Annotated in this window: 18 protein-coding genes; 9 read left to right on the top strand and 9 right to left on the bottom strand. The window is 69.6% G+C overall.

All coding sequences use genetic code 11. The features are described 5' to 3' along the window. Positions 1-353 precede the first annotated feature (353 nt). The 5 genes from CU254_RS43545 (at position 354) to CU254_RS42175 (ending at position 5,116) form a co-directional block, all read left to right on the top strand. Entirely contained in the window at positions 354-494 is a 141-nt protein-coding gene (locus CU254_RS43545; protein WP_158688162.1) for a hypothetical protein, read from the top strand. Positions 495-584: 90 nt separating this feature from the next. Next, positions 585-1,880 (top strand): TfuA-like protein, encoded by a 1,296-nt coding sequence (locus CU254_RS42190; RefSeq protein ID WP_009086365.1) that lies wholly within the window; start codon positions 585-587, stop codon positions 1,878-1,880. Beyond that, positions 1,870-3,075: a YcaO-like family protein gene (locus CU254_RS42185; RefSeq protein ID WP_009086367.1), complete on the top strand. Its 1,206-nt coding sequence runs from the start codon at positions 1,870-1,872 to the stop codon at positions 3,073-3,075. Before CU254_RS42190 ends, CU254_RS42185 begins: the two co-directional genes overlap by 11 nt. Beyond that, entirely contained in the window at positions 3,072-3,890 is an 819-nt protein-coding gene (locus CU254_RS42180; protein ID WP_009086369.1) for a hypothetical protein, read from the top strand. Before CU254_RS42185 ends, CU254_RS42180 begins: the two co-directional genes overlap by 4 nt. Then, complete coding sequence (locus CU254_RS42175) at positions 3,887-5,116, top strand: MFS transporter (RefSeq protein WP_009086371.1); 1,230 nt, start codon at positions 3,887-3,889, stop codon at positions 5,114-5,116. The genes CU254_RS42180 and CU254_RS42175 overlap by 4 nt, the downstream gene beginning before the upstream one ends. 184 nt (positions 5,117-5,300) lie before the next feature. Here CU254_RS42175 and CU254_RS42170 read toward each other — a convergent pair whose 3' ends face one another. The 3 genes from CU254_RS42170 to CU254_RS44560 form a co-directional block, all read right to left on the bottom strand. Then, positions 5,301-5,675, bottom strand: a complete 375-nt coding sequence (locus tag CU254_RS42170) for a hypothetical protein (protein WP_009086373.1) — start codon at positions 5,673-5,675, stop codon at positions 5,301-5,303. Further along, a complete protein-coding gene (locus CU254_RS42165; protein WP_199786467.1) occupies positions 5,675-7,825 on the bottom strand; it encodes a Tn3 family transposase in 2,151 nt (716 codons plus the stop codon). The genes CU254_RS42170 and CU254_RS42165 overlap by 1 nt, the downstream gene beginning before the upstream one ends. Before the next feature lie 139 nt (positions 7,826-7,964). Continuing rightward, positions 7,965-8,141, bottom strand: coding sequence for a hypothetical protein (locus CU254_RS44560; RefSeq protein WP_234392915.1), 177 nt, complete (start codon positions 8,139-8,141; stop codon positions 7,965-7,967). Here CU254_RS44560 and CU254_RS45120 point away from each other — a divergent pair. After that, positions 8,061-8,330 carry a GNAT family N-acetyltransferase gene (locus tag CU254_RS45120; RefSeq protein WP_369871197.1) on the top strand — a complete coding sequence of 90 codons (270 nt, stop codon included), beginning with the start codon at positions 8,061-8,063 and terminating at the stop codon, positions 8,328-8,330. The two genes, CU254_RS44560 and CU254_RS45120, sit on opposite strands and share 81 nt — an antisense overlap. Before the next feature lie 330 nt (positions 8,331-8,660). Here the strand turns inward: CU254_RS45120 and CU254_RS42155 are convergent, their stop codons facing one another. After that, entirely contained in the window at positions 8,661-9,290 is a 630-nt protein-coding gene (locus tag CU254_RS42155; protein WP_158688163.1) for a hypothetical protein, read from the bottom strand. 825 nt (positions 9,291-10,115) lie between these two features. On the opposite strand from CU254_RS42155, the gene CU254_RS42150 reads away from it, so the two are divergent. Together CU254_RS42150 and CU254_RS42145 are read left to right on the top strand one after the other, a co-directional pair. Next, positions 10,116-10,532, top strand: a complete 417-nt coding sequence (locus tag CU254_RS42150) for a hypothetical protein (RefSeq protein ID WP_050788564.1) — start codon at positions 10,116-10,118, stop codon at positions 10,530-10,532. A gap of 317 nt (positions 10,533-10,849) precedes the next feature. After that, the gene (locus CU254_RS42145; RefSeq protein WP_050788565.1) at positions 10,850-11,755 is read left to right on the top strand and encodes a hypothetical protein; all 906 of its coding nucleotides are present in this window, start codon (positions 10,850-10,852) and stop codon (positions 11,753-11,755) included. A 302-nt stretch (positions 11,756-12,057) separates the two neighbouring features. Here CU254_RS42145 and CU254_RS42140 read toward each other — a convergent pair whose 3' ends face one another. The 4 genes from CU254_RS42140 to CU254_RS42125 all read right to left on the bottom strand — a co-directional run bounded on the left by CU254_RS42140 (position 12,058) and on the right by CU254_RS42125 (position 15,293). Next, positions 12,058-12,477 (bottom strand): hypothetical protein, encoded by a 420-nt coding sequence (locus tag CU254_RS42140; protein ID WP_158688164.1) that lies wholly within the window; start codon positions 12,475-12,477, stop codon positions 12,058-12,060. Between the two features lie 276 nt (positions 12,478-12,753). Continuing rightward, positions 12,754-13,053 (bottom strand): hypothetical protein, encoded by a 300-nt coding sequence (locus CU254_RS42135; RefSeq protein ID WP_158688165.1) that lies wholly within the window; start codon positions 13,051-13,053, stop codon positions 12,754-12,756. A gap of 103 nt (positions 13,054-13,156) precedes the next feature. Continuing rightward, the gene (locus CU254_RS42130) at positions 13,157-13,669 is read right to left on the bottom strand and encodes a hypothetical protein (RefSeq protein WP_037719263.1); all 513 of its coding nucleotides are present in this window, start codon (positions 13,667-13,669) and stop codon (positions 13,157-13,159) included. A 142-nt stretch (positions 13,670-13,811) separates the two neighbouring features. Next, positions 13,812-15,293 carry a tryptophanase gene (locus CU254_RS42125; protein WP_234392914.1) on the bottom strand — a complete coding sequence of 494 codons (1,482 nt, stop codon included), beginning with the start codon at positions 15,291-15,293 and terminating at the stop codon, positions 13,812-13,814. A gap of 291 nt (positions 15,294-15,584) precedes the next feature. Here CU254_RS42125 and CU254_RS42120 point away from each other — a divergent pair, with 291 nt between their 5' ends. Continuing rightward, entirely contained in the window at positions 15,585-16,148 is a 564-nt protein-coding gene (locus CU254_RS42120) for a hypothetical protein (RefSeq protein ID WP_037719265.1), read from the top strand. Positions 16,149-16,221: 73 nt separating this feature from the next. On the opposite strand, the gene tsrT is transcribed toward CU254_RS42120, so the two are convergent. Continuing rightward, positions 16,222-17,886, bottom strand: a complete 1,665-nt coding sequence (tsrT, locus tag CU254_RS42115) for a tryptophan 2-C-methyltransferase (protein WP_009086391.1) — start codon at positions 17,884-17,886, stop codon at positions 16,222-16,224. Positions 17,887-17,925: the final 39 nt, after the last annotated feature.

The raw sequence follows: 17,925 nt of genomic DNA, 5'->3' as shown, positions 1-17,925 counted from the left end.
TTTCGGACTCGTCGCGCCCGCCGCCGCGGCACCCGCGAGAAACCCCCGGAAAAGGGGATTTTCGTGCCCGGGAAACTGTCGGCACGACAACCGGGCAAGCACAAAGATCCGACTCTGGCAATGCCTTCAATAGGGGATCTTTGCCTGCCGGCTCCCATCCTCAACCGCAAAATATCGCCACCTACGTCCGCTTCGCCGCGTCTTTCGCGACTAGCCCCTCCTGCGATCCCCCGGCGCGCGAGACGGTCAAGCCGTCATTCGGATCTTGCACCGCGACGAGGGCAGACGCGATCATGCCAGTCGCTATCGACAAGACCGGCATGCTAGACGCCGTCGAAAGATTGGATTCTGGAATGGATTCGAGCAACGCCATCGCGGAGCCTTCGGAGCTGACGGTCAGCGTCGCGGACCAGCTGACCCGCGAGCAGTTCTCCGCGCTCTTCTCGGACAGCCCCGCGAACGTGGCGGGCGGCGACAACGCGACGCGGGACTGACGCAACGCCGGCGGGCCGGGGATTCTCCTTCCGGCCCGCCGGGGCGCGCGCCTTCCCGTCCACGCATTCCAGCGCCCGCGGAGGAAGCTGTTGATCCACGTATTCGTCGGGCCGACCATCGGCGAAAAGGAAGTCCGCGGCATCGTCGGCGAGGTCGCCGTGCACCGGCCGATCAAACACGGCGACCTTTTCGCCCCCGACATCGCCAGCGGAGACACCGTTCTCGTCCTGGACGGCCTCTACCACCAGTCGTTGTCCCTGCGGCACAAAGAAGTGTTCCACGCGCTGGACAACGGAGTGCGGGTCGTCGGAGCGTCCAGCGTCGGGGCGCTGCGCGCCGCGGACCTGGCGCGGTTCGGCATGATCGGCATCGGCGAGATCTACCGGGCCTACGCCTCCGGCGAGATCGTCGGCGACGACGAGGTGGCGGTCGCGCACGGCAGCGACGACGACCTCAGCGCCCTCACCGTGCCCTTGGTCAACATCCGGGCGGTCCTGCGCGCCGCGGCCGCCGAACACGTCATCCCCGCAGCCGAGCAGGCTGCGCTGCTGGAGCTGTTCCGGCAGCTGTACTACCCGCAGCGCACATTCCGCACCTGCCTGCGGTGGGCCCGCAAGCACGGCCGCGAGGACTTCGCGGACTGGTGGGAGGCCAAAACCCGCGACGAGCGCCACTTCGGCAACCAGAAACGCGCCGACGCGATCGCCGCGCTCACCTGGATCCAGGAGACGCGGGACTGGCAGGAATCCTCCGGCGAGCGCGTCCGGCTCGGCGACTGGCACACCGGCTTCTACCGCGACTGGCGCAACCACTTCGCCGGATTCGCCGAGGACTCCCCGGCCCCGCTCGGCTGCCGGATCCAGTACCAGCAGATCTTCAACCCCGCTTTCCCCGACATCTGGGCCGGGTTCCTGGCGCGCCTGTCGCGCAGCCCCGCGGGACAGGCCGAGGGACAGGAGCTCGCGCAGCGTTTCGACGCGCTGGGCATCGGCGAGTCCGCACGCGGGCGTGCGCCGTTCGTCGACCAGGTGCAGCGGACGATTTTCCGGCCCCGCTACGACCTCGGCGACAGCCGGCACGTGCGGTGGCTGCTGGCCGGGGAAACGCCGCAGGACATCGCCACCCTGACCGAGTACCTCGCCGCGGACCGCGAATTCCACGCCCGCAACCCGGCGTTCAGCTCCCGCTGGCTGCGCCGCGATGTCGGGTCCGCGCTGCTGGCCGACCTCTGGGGCGTCGACGCCGACGAGATGGAAGGCGCCGGCGTCGCCCGGGGATTCCGCAGCGAGGGCGACGCCGTGCGCGCGCTCGCGCGGATGGTCGTGGGCTACCTCACCGCAGTGCGCGCCTTCCAGGAGCGAAAGACGAGCGCCCATGCTGGATAAGAAGATCGTCCTCCCCGGAACCCACCGGGCCAGGGCCCCGGAGGACACCTGGGCGCTGATCGAGCCGCTGCTGCCCGGCTACGGCGTGACCCGGGTCGCCGACGTCACCGGCCTCGACTGCATCGGCGTGCCCGTGTTCCTCGCGGTGCGCCCCGCATCGGAAACCCTGTCGGTGGCACAAGGCAAAGGCCACGACCCCATCCTGGCGAAGCTGTCCGCGGTCATGGAAACCCTCGAACAGCAACACGCCGAACATCCCGGCAACGAGCGGCGCACCGCCCTCGCCCGGGACCTCGACCTGCAGTATGACGTCGCGAACCTCAACGCGCGCGTCACGGCCGACGCGTTCGACCTGCTCGTCCTCGACTGGTACCGCGGCGTCGGCCTGCGCAGCGGTACGCCGACCTGGATCCCCTGCGACGTCGTAGACCTGGCCTTCACCAGCACCCGCGACTGGCAGCCCGTCCCGTTCGACGCCAGCAGCAACGGCCTGGCCTCGGGCAACACCCACGACGAGGCGGTCCTGCACGGCCTGTACGAGGTCATCGAACGCGACGTCGTGTCGACGCTGAAAGAACACGCGCCCGACCACCGGGTCTTCCTCGACCCGCGCAGCATCAGCTCGCCGTTCTGCCAGGACACCATCCGCCGCCTCGACGACGCGGGCGTCCAGCTGGAGCTCGCCCTGGTGCCCAACCCGTACGCGCTGCCCGTCGCGGTCGCCTGCATCTGGTCGCAGGACTACCCGGCCGTGTGCGCGGGAGCGGGCGCGCACAGCGATCCCGCCGTGGCGGTGTCGCGGGCGCTGACCGAAGCCGTGCAGACGCGCCTGACCGAGATCACCGGGACACGCGACGACATTCCGTCCGAAATCGACGTCTTCTCCTCGGTCTGCGACGAGCCGCGCTTCACCGTCACCGGCCTCGACTGGGACCTGGCGGTCGAAGGCCTCGGGTTCCAGGACACCAGCCTCAGCAGCGAGCTGGCCACGCTCGCACGGCGCGTTGAAGCCGTCAGCGGGCACGAACCGATCGTGCTCGACCTGTCCACGCGCCCGGACGTGTTCTCCGTCGTCAAAGTCGTCGGCCCCGGGCTGCGCACGATGCTGCGCAACGACATCCCCCGGTACTCGCCGCGCGCGGACGAGGCCGCCCAGTCGGCTCCGCTCGCGTCCGGGGCGAAGGACCGCGGATGACCCGTCGCCCGGCCCCGGGATCCGAGGCCCGCGACGCTGCGGACGACAGCCCGACGCGGGAGAGCCGTTCCTACGCGGCGAGGTCGCCGGACGGGGACCTGCTGCAGTACATGGTCCGGGTGCCGAAGAAGATCGAGTCCCCGTACGTGAGCGTGTTCCTGCACGGCCAGATCGAACGGGCGCAGTACCGCACGCCGGTGTTCCTCCGGCAGGAGACCTCGCTGTCGCTGAACGCGGTCTGTCTGTTCGCGTCCGACCCGGTCCTGGAACGCTCGCCGGACTGCTCCATCGGCTGGTATCTGTCCGGTGCACGGCACTTCTGGCCGCTGCTCGACCGCGTAGCTGCCGACCTGGCGCGACAGCATCGCCTGCGCGGCGTGGTCTGGCACGGCCCCTCCTCCGGCGGATACGCCGCGATCCGGATGGCGCTGCAGTCCCGCTCGCCGAGCCTGGCGCTGGCCATCGCGCCCCAGAACGATCCGCGCTCGTTTTTCCTGTGGCCGGAATTCGCGCCCTGGGCGCACCTGCCGGGAACCGCCGAACCGGAGAAACTGTCAACGCTGCTCGCGCGGCGACCGCCCGATACCGGGAAAATGGTCTACGCCGCGGTCAGCGACCGCGACCTGCTCCACCTCAAAAACCATCTCCTCCCGATCGTCGAGGCCACCGACCCCGACCCGGGCGTGTACGTCTCCCTGCTGCGCAACGGCCGAGGCCACGGAAAAATCTCCCACGCCGACTACTGGGCGGCCTACCGGCACGGCATCGCCCTCTGGGAGCGGAACCGCGACACCGCGACAGGCCGGCAACAGTGACCGCGCTGCGCAGCGGCGGCGCGGCGGAGCTGCTGCGCATCGGCGCGTTCCGGCGCGTGTTCGCCTCGAATGTCGTCAACGGTTTCGGATCGTCGATCGCTCCGGTCGCGCTCGCTTTCGCCGTGGTCGGCGGCGGCAGCGGCGGGTCGTCTCTCGCGGTGGTCCTCGCGCTCAACATCGTGCCCACCGTGGTGTTCCTGCTCTACGGCGGAGCGCTGGCCGACCGCGTGTCCCGGTCGCGGCTGCTGTTCGCCGGCCGGCTGAGCGCCGCGCTCGTCCAAGCGGCGGTCGCGGCGGTCGTGGCCGTCGACGCCCGCGCGACGCTCCTGCTCGGGGGCCTGTCCTTCCTCTCCGGAGCCGCCGCGGCGATATCACGGCCCGCGCAACAAGGGATCCTGCGGCAGATCGTGCCCGAACACCTCATCCAGCAGGCCAACGCACTCGCCCGGTTCCCCCAGAACGCGGTCCGCGTCGCCGGACCGGCCGTCGGCGGGCTGGTGATCAGCGTCTCCTCCCCAGCGGTGGGCCTGGCCGTCGACGCCGCCAGCTTCGTCCTGTCGGCACTGCTGGTGCTCGGCCTCGACCTCGGCTCCGTCACGACCGCGCGCGGCACCCTCCGGCAGGACTTCGCCGAAGGATGGTCACAGTTCCTGTCCCGGACCTGGATGTGGACCTACACCCTGTCCGGGACGGCAGTCCTGTCCGCGTGGATGGCCGGCAACGCGCTGCTAGGCCCCGTCGTCGCGGCCGACCGCTACCACGGCGCAGCCGGCTGGGGCGCGCTGCAGGCCGGTTTCGCCGCCGGCATGGTCGCGGGCAGCGGACTCGCCCTGGCCTGGAAACCCCGCAGACTGCTGACAGTAGCGCTCTGCGTGTCCTGCGGGCTCGCGCTCCCGCTCGCCGCGATGGGAGCGCACGCGCCGTTCGCGATCGTGATGACCGCGATGCTCCTCGCCGGGCTCGCCATGGACATCGCGAGCGTGGCCTGGAACGTCGTCCTCGCCTCCCACGTCGAGGACCGGCTTCAAGGACGCCTGTTCGCGATCAACGCCTTCGGCGAAACCGCCGCCATCCCGCTCGGATACATCCTCGTCGCCGTCGCCCTGCCCGTCGTGTCGCCCGGCCCGCTGTTGCTCGCCGCCGCTGCGCTCATCGTCCTGGCATGCCTGGCCAATCTCCTCGTCCCCCAGGTGCACAGCATCGTCCGCGACCCTCAGCACGCATGAGAGCCCGTTCCCAGCTCTCGTGCAGCCACCCCGCTCCGGGCCTGGTTCCCGAAGCGACTGACGCTCTGCCCGAGCGGTGGGTTACCGCCGGAAACCGGCCCGGACCCCGGCCACCACGGCGGGGTACCGCGGACCATCCGCACCGCCTCCGACTCGACCGGCGCGGCGCCCGCGCCGTCGCCGGTCACGAGGACGCTCCCGGACGGCGCGGCGGCGCGTAGGGGTCGCAGTCGGTGTAGCGGTCGTCCTCGCAGTATCCGTCGGCGTCGTATTCGTCGAGGTCGAAGCCGTCTTCCCAGTCCAGCAGGTGCGGCCAGTCCTGCGGCGGGCCGGGCAGGATCCGCCCGTTCGGCGGGTTGGCCACCCACAGGGCGTGCACCTCGTCCGGGCCGTCGGCGTGGCGGCGGATGAAGTTCTCGTCGTAGATGCAGAACTGGCCGCGGTCGTCGCGGTCCTCGCGTGCCTCGCCGGGCAGGGCGACGATCCGGTCGATCGCGTCGTTGTCGCAGTCGATCTCGACCATGACCGGGACGACGTAGCGAACCCAACGGGTGGTCATCAAGACCCCTTCCTCGAGGCGGCACGGAGCAGTTGTCGTGCCGCGGCAACGGCCGGCACCGCGGCCGTGGCGATGTCGCCGGGGAACAGCGCGCCGGGCACCAGGTCCAGCGTGGTGACCGGCACCGTCTCGGGTGGGGACAGGTCCAGCACCCAGTCGCCGAAGCGGCGGATGGTGTGGGTGATGTACGGGGAGATCGTGGCCAGGTCGTCGGGATCGATCGGGTGCCCGTCGCCGGCCAGGGCGTTGGCGGCGGCGGTGATGTCGCAGGCGTTGGAGTAGATCACGCAGTTGGCCAGCAGCTCGTTGAACTTGACGATCTTCTCCTGGTAGTCCGGGTCGTTGCGGCCGATCGCCTCGCCGCCGAAGCGCAGCCACGCGGAGAACCCGTGGAACGCCTCGGCCTTGTTGGTGATCGCGGTGATCTGCTCCCGCAGCTGCGCATCGGCCAGGAACCGCAGCAGCGTGATCGTCCGGATCACCCGGCCCAGCTCGCGGAACGCCCGGTACAGCCGGTTCTTGCGCGAATTGTTGCCCAGCCGCCGCAGCAAGGTCACTGACGACAGGCGGCCCTCGCTGATGGAGATCGCGGTGCGCAGCAGGTCGGTCCAGTGCGTCTCGATCAGGCCCCAGTCGATCACGTTGTCGCCGAACAGCGTGTCGATGTGCTCGTAGCGTGCGTCCGCGGACGGGCGGTAGAAGTTCAGGTCGTGCCAGTTGCGGATCCGCGGCAGCAGGTCGAACCCCAGCAGCGCCGCGAGCCCGAACACCGGCAGCGACTGGCCCTGGGTGTCGGCGTGGATCGTGTCCGGTTGGAGGTCGGAGTCGTTGCGCAGCAACCCTTCGATGATGTACACCGCCTCCCACACCCCGCACGGGATGAAGTGGCTGAACAGGGCGATGTAGGTGTCGGAGATGTGGCGGTAGGCGATCCCGCCGTAGCCGCCGTAGCGGATGTGGGACTCCGCGAGGATGTTGTTCTCCCAGGTGTCGACCTGCGTGCCGTCCGCGGCCACGACCCGTCCGTCGCCCCACATCCCGGCCACGTCGAGCTTCGCGAACTCGTTGATCACGTCGGTGGAGGCGGCGTCGATCTTCGCCGACGTGGTGTGCTTGTTCGCCGCGATCGACAGCTCGTGCGCGGACACCTGGTCGCGCATGTGCCGCGCGACCTGCGCCGGGCCCAGCAGCGTGCCGTTCGCGAACACGGTCAGCACGTAGCGGGCCATCCGGTCACCGCGGATCTTCGGATCCGACCCCGACGCCGGCCCGAAATGCCGGGTCCAGCCGAGCAGGTGCGCGGTGCGGGCGAGGATGTCCAGCAGCCCGCGCTCCGGGAGCCGCTGGTGGATCGCGTCTTCCAGGGCGAGCGCGGACGGCCGCCGGTCGGCGCCCTTGCGGCGGCGCAGGACCGGACGGCCGTCCTCGAACGACAGGTCGGTGTTGTGCGGGAACCCGGCGTCCACCACCGCGGCGATGTCGCCCAGCGCGGCCCGGTAGTGCGCGGTCAGCTGCTTCGGGTCCGACGGGATGCCGGCCTGGCCGCAGAACTGCACGGCCAGCGGCTCGCACTCCTCCCAGGACATCAGCTGCGCGTGCAGGTTCGCGAACGAGTCCGCCCCGGCCACCGCGATGTCCCCCGACCGCAGCTCGGAAGCCAGGTAGGAGAACACGCACACCTCCAGATGGCGGCGCACCAGCTTCCCCGGCCGGTCCTTGACCACCAGGGTCTTGCGCCACGCCTCGGTGACGAAGCCGATGTCGATCGCCGCCGTCACCGCGTCCGCGCCCTGCCCGACGGTGACCTTCTCCGGCACGTATTCGCCGGTGCGGCCCCGGATCGCGCGCAGGAACTCCACCGCGTCCAGCACGCTGTGATCCGCGCTCGTGGCCTCGAGGTCGAGGGTGTCGAGCAGCGTGAACAGCGCCGAGCGGTGGCTTTTGTAGAACTTCTCCAGCAGCGGCAGGTAGTTGTTGCCGTGATGCGCGGCTACCACCTCGTGCGCGGCCGACAGGCGTTCGATCCCGCCCGCGTCGGACAAGGTCTTGAGCAGCAGCCGCCCGGCCTGCTCGGCCACCGCGGCCGCGGGCGTGCCGTTCTCGGATCCGGCGGTGGCCTCCCGGGCGCCGGCCAGGACGTCGCCGAACACGTCCAGCAGCCGCTCCGACTCCGCCCGGTGCTGCTCGTGCAGCTCGGCCAGGCGCTCCTTGCCTGCTGGTCGCAGCCCATCGCGACCGCGGCACAGTCGGAACCGCGATCGTGTACCCGCCCCGGCACGTGGCCGAAAACTACGCGACGTACGCCCGCAACGCCGGAGCCAGCTCCCGGGAGCAGGGCAAGCTCCTGGCCGTCGGCACGGTCGGCCTGGCGAAGGTGTCGGCGCTCTGGTCGTCGACGAGCCGCACCGCGGCCGCGGCCTCGGCGCCGCGCTGCTGGGCCAGGCCAGGAAGATCTTCTTCGCGCACGGCTACCCGCTGGTCTACGGCCAGATCCCCGCCGACCGGCCCGACCTGATCGCCTTCTACCAGCGCCAGGGATTCGAGGTCCGCGGGCCCGAGGACCGCCTGGACCTGGAGATGGTGTTCGGCATTCCCGGCGGCATCCGGCCCGACCGGGACGAACGGTTCTTCGTCTGCTGGAACCAGCGCCTCTGAACCGACGCCTCTGTCCGACCGGGCGGCGACGAGACCCGCCGAACACCGGTCAGCCAGTGCCGTTTCCGAACCTGAAAGCCGTTGTGGTGTAACGACTCTCCGCGGTTGCACGGTTGTTTCTGCGGGTGCGGTTGCGGTGTGCTGGTTTTGCGATGTCCGGGTGGGTCGGCGGGAGCGATGACTACTCGGACGCGTCCGGTGCGGCAAGTGCGCGCGACTGCGCGCAGGACGTCTGCACCGCGAACCGCCGCGCAACGCCGAGCTGACCAGCTTCGGGGAGCTCGATCGGAGGTCACCGTCCTGTCGCGTCGATTGCCCAGGGCAGGCTGCTCACTTGATCCATATCCGCAGCACCGCCGTGACGGCCGCGACGATGATCCCGGTTGCCAGGGCACCGCCGCCAAGGGTGCGCAGGCGGCGCAGCAGCGGCTCTCGCGGGGATCGGGTCCGGAACCGGGTGGCAGGAAGGAAGGCGGCGGCGGGAATGGCCGCGCCGCTCGCGACCGCGGTAGCCAGTTCGACCAAATAGGCGCTGAGGACAGGGCGGCGGCGAGGATCGGCCGGATTCTCGGCGAACCACAGCAGCACCTCCCCCGCCGTCATCCCGGCCGACGGCTCCGATCCGGTGAAGCGCGCGGTGTCGCGGGTCAGCGCCCACGCCACTCCCTCCACCCGGCGGCGACGGAACCCGGGATCAGCGAGGTACGGCCGGACAGCACGGCTGAACGGCGACGGCGATGCCGCACGCGGGTCGAGCAGCAGGACCAGGCGAACAGCCCGCCCGATCGACGCCAACAGACGCCTCCGCGGTGACCAGATCCGCTGGACGAACAACAGGTAGAAGGCGCAGGCGACGAGCTCGCCCGCGACGAACGAGGGCGTGCGTGCGCCAAGGCCCAGCGGCGTCTCACGGAGTCCGAAAGCGAACAGAAAGAGGACGATCGCGAACACGCCGAGCATTGCCGCGAGATTCTGCCGGAGCACCTCGCCCAGGATCCGCTGCCGGTGGTGCTCGGCAACCCCGTTGTCCGCGAGATACCGGGATTCTCCAGCAGTGGGCGGGGCGGTCCAGAGCGCGGCGGTGGGCCCCCAAGTCCTCACCAGGAGCCCGGCTAAGTACCGCCCGACGACTTCGCGCACAGTCGTCCACCGCCTTTGCGCCGCTCCCCCAGGAACGGAACTGCGGTCGGCGACATCGCCGGCGGCCGCAGTAGAATCCGTGTTCTCCCCGGCGGGATCGTGCATCAGTCCCTCCCCGATCTCGGCACAGTCCACTTTGGTTCGGACCAGCCAGGTCCTGCGTTACATCCCCGGTTCCGGTGTCGCCGCGTGCGGCACCGAAAGCCGCGTCAGGGCTCAGTGCGGTCTTCGCTGGCGCGGCTCGTGGTCTATCCCGGGGTGGCGGCGACGCGGGAGCGCGGCCCGGAGGGCTCAGGATCGATTCCGGCATCGGATCATACGTTCGCGTCTGCTGACGCTCGTTCGGATGATGTGCCGCGACACCTGCACGACGATGCGACGAAGACCGAGAAGCTGATACCCGGCCCCACTCCCTCGTCTTGCTGGGACGAGAAGCCAGAACACGACCAGCCGTAGCGAGGCACCCGGCACAGAGGAACTTGGTTGCGGCTCCGGCTCGGCCTGACTGAGGCGGCACCGCAGCGAGGCGTGGTACACAAAGCCTGACCGGACCGAAGACCCGACGTGCGCGGAAGCAGCGTGGTTCCGCCGGGCCGCTGCCCGGTCAGGTCCGGCGACCATGCAGGCGAGGGAGGAGACGCAGCCGTGAGCGACGACGGGGGCATGGTCGGCGAACCCGTTGCGCGGGCGGGTGAGACGTTCGCGGCGAAACTCGAGCGCCTGATCCCCGCCCTGCATCCCGCCGACCGGGGTCCTTATTCGCTGCGGGAGATCTCGGCCGGAGTCGAGGCATACACCGGTGTCACGGTCTCCGAGACCGATCTCCGCCAACTCGTCGCCGGTGACCGCACCGATCCCTTCCCGGAGGTCGCGAACGCCCTCGCGACGTTCTTCGGCGTGCCGCTCGCCTACTTCACCGACGACGGCACGACTGTCCGCATCGACGAGCAGGTGGCGAAGGTCGTGGCCTGGCGCGACACCGCCTCCAGCGCGCTGGACCAGTACGAGGCCCAGCCGCGCGCGGCGCGCAGGCGCCGCAGGCCCAGTCCGCCCGGAGCCTGAGTCCCGCCGAGCGTCGTGGCGACGAGGACCGGTCGTGGCCGAGGGGCGGTTGGATGTGCGGCATCACCAGTCTCAAGCCCGGAAGGGGCGGAGGTTGGGCGCACCCGACCGGTCGCCGATATCCCCGAGAACGAGGCAAGACGTTGGATCGACGGTGCGTCTTCTGCGGTTCCACATCCGAATTGACCCGAGAACACGTCCTCCCCGACTGGCTGACTGGCCTCGGCCTCGGCTTTTCGCCCGTCGTCCACCACGCGGGGCCGCTCAACCAGGTCCCTCGAGAGTGGTCGTCGAAGCCGTTCCGCACCACAGTGCGGATGGTGTGCGCCACCTGCAACAACGGCTGGCTCAGCGAACTCGAACGCAAGGCCAAACCCGTGCTCACGCCGCTGATCCGCGGCGAGCCCCGGCGTCTGTCGGTCGATGACCAGGCCCTGATCGCCGCCTGGACGTGCAAGACCGCCCTCGTGTCCCTCCTGGCCTCGGCGACCGGACCCAGGCCGGGCGGGCCGCCCGAGGAGTACACGGCCCTGTACGCCCATCGCGACCGCGCGGAGCCACTGCCCTTCAGCCAGTACTGGATCGGCTCCTACACCGGTGATCTCCGCGCCGCGTCGGCCTGGGTCACCCCGTTCGTCATCGAAGCGGCTGGCGCTCAGTCTCCGCCCGCGCTGCCCTCGGGCTACGCGATGACGCTGGTGTTGGGCAGGCTGCTGGTGCAGGGCGTGCGTTTCGTCGTGCCGGCACTTGCCGTGGAACTGGTTACCCAGCGGGGGTTTGTGGACATCTGGCCGCCCACCGACACCGTCCCGTGGCCAGCGGCCGGATTCGCCGACGACGCCGTGCTTGACCGGATGAACCGAGCGCAAACCCTGATCTCCCAAGTCGAGGGCGTTCGGCTGTCGGCGTTTACCCCCGCGACCGAACTCCCCGCCAGCACCTTGGACGGCACGCTGATCCGGCTGCCGCTGTACTGCGGCAAGCACGAGGCCGCGTACCCGGCGGAACTGGCCTACGCGACTCAGCGAACGGGCAGGCACTACACCTTCCTCACCGGCTGTGAGTGCCCATTCGGCTACATCATCCGCACCGAAGCCGACGGCGCTCACATGAAGCGATGGGGCGATCCTGCGGCAGTCGAGGCAGCCTACGAGGAGTGGCCCGGCGAGGAGTTCGTGGTCTCCGTCGAACACGGCATCTTCTCCTGCAAAGAAGAAGACTAGACCCGGAATCTCTTTGGCCAGCCGGTGCAGCCGATGCCGCGCAGTGCTTCGTAGCGTTCGTCGGACAGGTTCTGCCCGGTCCGCCGGTTGCTGCATGTCTGAGGTCCAGCCGCCGTCGGCGTCGGGTTTGAAGGCGGCAACGCCCTCCGTCCACGCAAGCCGTTATCTGCCTGCGCTGGTGATACGCGCTGCGTCTGCGGTTTCTCCTCAAGATCTACCTGCAAGGCGGACCGGATCATCTGCTGGCCGCCGCCCGATGCTGGAAGGGCCCCTGCGGATGCCGCCCAGCGAAATCCGACCTTTCACCGGGTGGCCCGGGCCCTCGTCAGGCTGGTGACTCTAGCCGGGGCACTGCCGGACGGCACCGGAAACCCAATGCGGACAGCCTCTCGTTCATCCCGCGCAGCGGAGCGGATTCCCGCAACAGCCGGATCTCCTGGCCCTCGGCGGCGGAGGAGGCCGCCGCCGCGCAGCATCCGGGCCTCCTCCGCGCACTCGCAGTCGAAGCAGATCAGCACGTTTCTGGCCCCGGCCGCGGTTCGAGCCGTCATCCGGTCTTTCTCGTCCTCGTTCAGCGTCCGCCCGCACCGCGGACAGCCCACCGCGACGCGCGGCTCTTCCAGGTCGTAGCCGATCACCTCGGAAACATCAGCGTGGAACCCCGGAACACCATCCGCGAGCTGCACCAGGTGCTCCTCGAACTCGTTGCGCGGTCCAGGCACGCCACCCAGTGAACTCTCAGAACGTCCCCGCCCGACGTAAATCGCCCGCTCCGCCACGCGGGCCGGGCCCCGGCCAAGGACGGAACAGCTGAAGCCGAGCCCAGCGCGCCGTGGCGCCAGCGATCACCACGTGGCCGAAGCGGGCAACAACTTCGCGACGGCACGAGGTTTGCGAGAATCTTGGCGTGCCTGACGACGATGCCCGTCCGCTGACACACGGGGTCCGGGTTCGGCGAGCTCGAACCGCCGGCGGCCTCGAAGGCCCGCCAGGGCCGGTCATGGCCGGATTTCGTTCGCGTCCCTGGTGCCGTCGAGGGTTTGCATGATGCCGACCAACAGCAACCGCGTGACCGCGTGCAGGGCTTTGCTCGCGCCGGGGTCCGCGCCAGGCGGGTTCCGTTCGATCATGTTCAGCATGTCCATCGCCTGCCGGTGGGCGGCAGTGTTGCGCAGGGCCAGGATGTCGGCCTCGGCCTTGCCGGTGCGCGCCTGCGTCGCGGCCATGCGCTTCGCGAACGCAGCGGGCGTCGCGCGTGTTCCCAGGTTGGCGCGGTAGTCCTCGAGATCGGCGAGCATGTCGTGAAGGTCCGCGCTGTGCGGGTTCCGTTCCAAATGCTTTCTCCGTGTCCGGGGCGGGTCCGTCTCAAGCAGCGGGCCCGGGGCTCGCGGCGCTGTCGGGTCATCGCGGGAGGCGTGCGGCCTGTGCGGTGATCAGGTCGGCGCAGGCGGGGGTGGCGATGCGGTCGAACCGCAGCGGGCCGCGGTCCAGCGCGGGATCGCGCAGATGCTGCCTCAGCGCCAGCTCCGCCCACCGCGGGGAGGCGCGCAGGACCAGCATGGTGACGGGCTCGCGCAGGGTCAGGGTGGCCTGGTCGCGGGGGTTGAGCACCAGGCCGGGCTCGGGCGGGCATCGGTAGGTTCGCCCGTCCAGCAGCCACTCGGCCTCGCCGCCGGCACCGGCGGGGTCGAGCGCGGTGAACAGGAAGGCGGGGGCAGCGTCGATGACCAGCTCGACCGGATACGGGTAGGTCAGCCGCCACAGCGTCATCCCCGGCTCGACGTCGGCGACCCGGTAGCGCAGCTCGATCCGGTCGGCGAGGGCGCGCACGCGATGGCGGGCGCCGAGCAGATCGCGCTGGACGGCGGCGGCGTCCTCGGCGGTGGCGGCGACGCCGGCATGTCCCGTGGTCACCTCGCCGGGCCTCCGCTCCATCGCTGCGCCGGGGGCAGCCCCTCGGCAGCCGGACTCGACAGCCGCTGCTCGAGCCCGCCAGGCAGGATGCGTCCTGACCGGCGAGCGTGTCGGTCACCAGGCGTGGCGAGATCCCGCGACCTCATGTGAGCGGCTTGAGGACGGCTGTGAAATGACGCAGCGTGCGGGCCTGCTCGACGACGTGGTAGCCAGGAATGCTTGCCGCGGACGCTGCCACGCTCAATGTCTTGTCGACGACGTACTCGAGGTGGCTGCGGGTGTAGACGCGGCGGGGCAGCGCGAAGCGCACGAGTTCCCGCGGCGCCGGAATATCCGCGCCGCCGCCGGGGTTTGGGCGGCCGAACACCAGCGTGCCGAGGTCGGACACGCGGACGCCGCCGTGCTCGTAGAGCGCGTTGGCGAGCGCGGTCGCTGGAAGTTGATGCGGCGGGAGATGAGGCAGAAGGACAGCGGCGTCAAGGTAGACCGCGTGGCATCCGGTGGGCTCGATGACGGGAAGACCCGCGCGGGCCAGTTGAGATCCGAACCAGGCCGCGCACTCGGCGCGGTAGCGCAGATACCTCGGGTCGGTCACTTCTTCGAGGCCTTGGGCGAGCGCATCGAGGTCGCGGCCGGCGAGCCCGCCGTAGGTCGGAAAACCCTCGACTTCGATGAGCTGTGCACGGCAGCGCGCGGCAAGATCGGCATCGCGTAGCGCGATAAGGCCGACGATGTTGCCGAGCCCGTCCTTCTTCAACGACGCCCAGCAGCCATCCGCCAGTTCAAACGCTTCACAGGCCACGTCCCGCGGATGCCGGCCGGCGTAGGCGGGATCCCGGGCCGTCACCAAGTAGGCGTTTTCGGCGAACCGAGACGCATCCAGCAACAAAGGAACGTCGTACGTGTCGCACAAGTCCCGGGCTGCCCGGAGGTTCGTCATCGAGACCGGGTGACCGCCGCCGGCGTTGTTCGTGATCGTCAGAACCAGACAGCGCACCCGCAGGCCGTCGGGCGAGGCGAGCAGAGCCTCGGTCGCGGCCACGTCGATATTGCCGCCGAAGCCAGGTTCGTGATCACGGCTGGCGGGCAGGTCGAGGGCGGTGGCGCCCGCAGATTCGACGCTGGCGCGGGTGGTATCGAAATGGGTATTGCTCACGCACAGCTCGCCGGGACCCAATACAGCATCGAGCAGAATGCGTTCGGCCGCGCGGCCCTGATGGACCGGAATGACCTCGCGGTAGCCGGTGAGGCCGCGAACGACTCGTTCGAAACGGGCAAAGGAGCGCGCCCCGGCGTACGACTCGTCGCCGGAGACCAACGCCGACCATTGCGCCGCCGACATCGCGGCAGTGCCCGAGTCAGTCAGCAGATCGATGGTGATTGCGTTGGCCGGCACCCGGAACAGGTTGTACCCGGCATCCGCCAGCGCTTGCTCGCGTTCCTCCCGCGAGGGAAACGGGATGGGCTCGACCATCTTGATCCGAAACGGCTCCATGAACGCGGGCATACGACGGTCGTCCTCTCCTGCTCCGCGCTCCCGCGCGACAGCGGTGCTTTTCGCCGGATCCGCATTCCTCAGTTCGGCGGCAGCGGCCGTTCCTTCCTCAGGCAGCCTCGCGATCACCGTATGCGCTCGGCATTGTGCCGACTATCCCGAACGCGCACTTCATGATCCCGTTCGCGCAGGGGCGGAACTGCGCAATTGAGGCGGCGGGCCAGGGTGCCGCTGCACGCGCGACGCGACACCGGCGTTCGCATCCCGGCCGTGGCGGTCAACTCGCCCGGGCGGAGGTTCCGGAACGACGAGGTCGTCTGCCAAACTGCTGCGCACACGGTCGGTCCGCGCCGTCGCGGGTCCAGGGATCGCGAGACCTGGTCTTCGTGGCGAGCACCCGTTTGCGTGGGAGGGTCTGCGATGCCAGCAAAGCGCAGCCGTATCGTCGATTCGGACAACTACCGTCGGCATTGGCTTTCCTGCTTCCGGTTGGAGCCGCTGGATCCCGAGCGCTTTGACGCCCGCGGCCGGCACGCGGATTTCGGCGGCGGGGTCTCTGTGTCGTGCTTGAGCTTCGGCGGCCCAGTCGAGATCGAAATGCAGCCGCTGCTGACGACCTATCTCGTGGTGCTCCCGACCCGCGGTGAGGTCCGGATCTCTTCCGGTGGTTCGGACGCCCTCGCATCCCCCGAGCGGGCAGTGGTCGTGGACCCTGCCGACCCGCATTGGCAGGCGTGGGCCGCGAACACGGACGTCCTGTTCGTGCACCTGGCGGCCGAGGGGGTATGCGCGGCGGCGGGCACGCGAGCGGACGCGCCGCCGCGGCTGCCCGGCGAACTCGACGTGCGCACGGACCCCGGCCGCGGCTGGCGACGCGTGCTTGAGGCCTTGGTCACGAGCCCTGACACAGGAACGTCCGGCGCGGACAGCGACCTGACCACGAAGCTGGTGCTCGACCTTGCGTCCTGCCAGCTCGGCCGCTAGCCGGCGCACGCTCGGGGACGGGTCGAGGCCGTGCGTGTCGGGCCTTTCTCCGGAACCGCGCTGCCGCAGCCGGTCAGGCGTTCGCGGGCGACTGCGAGCCCATGATCTTGTAGCGGTCGGGCCAATGCGACCAGTACGCGCCCGTATAGCCCAACTCGGTCAGCCGAAGCAGGAACGGGTTGTCCGCGTAGTTGTTGTCTTCTGGGCTCAAGCCGGGGGCCGTGGGCAGCATGACCCGATCCCGGTCGCCGAAAGGGACGCAGTTCCACAGCAATTCCAGGCTCGACTGCCAGCGATCCCCGGGCGCTGTCGCACCCGCTCCGTCGGGGAGTTCGGGAGAAAAGTAGTAGACCGGCCTGAACCCGCCGCGGGCGTCGAACATGAATTGCCGTTCGTAGGCCGCAGCATCCGCGCACCGGCGACGCGGGGCGAGCATGATGGGCTCCGTTGCGGTGTTGGATTGCACCCCCGGCACCGCCGACGTGCCACCGCTCAGTTCGGCCAACTGTTGCCCCAAGGGCGAGTACGGAAAGACTCGGATGCCGAGCGTGTAGCCGACAACGGTGGCGTTGAGAGCAAGGGTGCTGCGTACACAGTCGCGCAACGTCGACGCCGTTTCTCCGGGCATACCCAACAGCACCTCGACCATCGTGGGAATGTCGTACTCGCGCGCCCACGAGCAGACTTCGGCCACGTCGCCGACATCGTAGAACCGGTGTCCCTTGCCGGTGACTTTCCATCCGTCCAACAGATCGGGCCGCATGTGATCCGGGGCGACGTTGATGCCGGCGCACCCGGCCTCCGCGAGCAGCGCCGCGTACTCCCTGTCGAACGGCGCGGGCTGCACGTAGACCCACAACCGCAGTCGGTGCAACGGCGAGGACGGATCGGCCCGCTTCCGGCGGATGATCTCGCGCAACACCCGCTTGCTGTGCGCGATGTTGAGGTTGAACTCGCTGTCGGTCGTGTGCAAATCATGCACCCCTTGTTCCAGAAGGGAGTGCATCTCGTCGACCACCGCGCCCGGCGGGCGGAGCGCGAACCGGCTGCCCTTCGCGTCCGGCTCGACGCAATGGGTGCAGGCATAGGTGCACCCGTTCTTGGTGAGGATGTTGCCGAGTCCGCCCAAGCGGTAGTAGGCCAGGTTGTCGACCTTGTCCTCGCGCCCGGAATACCGCCTGTACGGCGTCACGAGGTTGACCAGACGGGTCCGTCCCCGGTCGAGCCGCGCACTGCCGTGATTGTTCTCCCGGAGCTGTCCGGCGTGATCCTTCGCGATGACTCCCGGCACGCGACTGCCGTCCCCTGTGGCAGCCAGAGCCTCGGCGAGGCGCACGAGGGTGACCTCGCCGGGACCCTTCACGCCGAAATCGAGGTTGAAATAGTCGACCAGCGCGAACGGCATCGAGGAGAACCCGACGCCGCCGCCCACGATCGGGGCCTGGGTGCGGCGGGCGATCGCAGCGATGATCTTCCGGTGCGAACCCAGGAAGACCCGCTGCTCCTGCGGATAGATCGTGTCGGTGTTGCGGATCGTCACACCCACCAGCAGCGGCGAACGCCGTGAAAAGTACTGCTCCACCCGCGTCGACCAGCCCTCCCGGTCAAGACACAGGTCCAGCACTTCGACGTCGAAGCCTGCCGCCTCCAACGACGTCCCCAAGATGTCCAACGCGTACGGCGTGATCGGCGGATGCACCAGATTCGGGTTCACCAGCGTCACGAGGCCCGAAGACATTCCCTGTCCTTTCTTGGCACCAAGCCGACTTTCAGCGGA

It is taken from the genome of Amycolatopsis sp. AA4 (assembly GCF_002796545.1).
In the GTDB taxonomy this organism is placed as follows: domain Bacteria; phylum Actinomycetota; class Actinomycetes; order Mycobacteriales; family Pseudonocardiaceae; genus Amycolatopsis.
The sequence above is the reverse complement of the archived record's forward strand: the minus strand, read 5'-3'. Positions and strand labels throughout refer to the sequence as shown.

Bases quoted from the DNA above. Each gene is read 5' to 3' on its own strand.
- CU254_RS43545 (WP_158688162.1), top strand. From the start codon at position 354: ATGGATTCGAGCAACGCCATCGCGGAGCCTTCGGAGCTGACGGTCAGC.
- CU254_RS42185 (WP_009086367.1), top strand. From the start codon at position 1,870: ATGCTGGATAAGAAGATCGTCCTCCCCGGAACCCACCGGGCCAGGGCC.
- CU254_RS42180 (WP_009086369.1), top strand. From the start codon at position 3,072: ATGACCCGTCGCCCGGCCCCGGGATCCGAGGCCCGCGACGCTGCGGAC.
- CU254_RS42170 (WP_009086373.1), bottom strand. From the start codon at position 5,675: ATGACCACCCGTTGGGTTCGCTACGTCGTCCCGGTCATGGTCGAGATC.
- CU254_RS42155 (WP_158688163.1), bottom strand. From the start codon at position 9,290: ATGCTCGGCGTGTTCGCGATCGTCCTCTTTCTGTTCGCTTTCGGACTC.
- CU254_RS42145 (WP_050788565.1), top strand. From the start codon at position 10,850: ATGGTGTGCGCCACCTGCAACAACGGCTGGCTCAGCGAACTCGAACGC.
- CU254_RS42135 (WP_158688165.1), bottom strand. From the start codon at position 13,053: ATGCTCGCCGATCTCGAGGACTACCGCGCCAACCTGGGAACACGCGCG.
- CU254_RS42120 (WP_037719265.1), top strand. From the start codon at position 15,585: ATGCCAGCAAAGCGCAGCCGTATCGTCGATTCGGACAACTACCGTCGG.
- tsrT (WP_009086391.1), bottom strand. From the start codon at position 17,886: ATGTCTTCGGGCCTCGTGACGCTGGTGAACCCGAATCTGGTGCATCCG.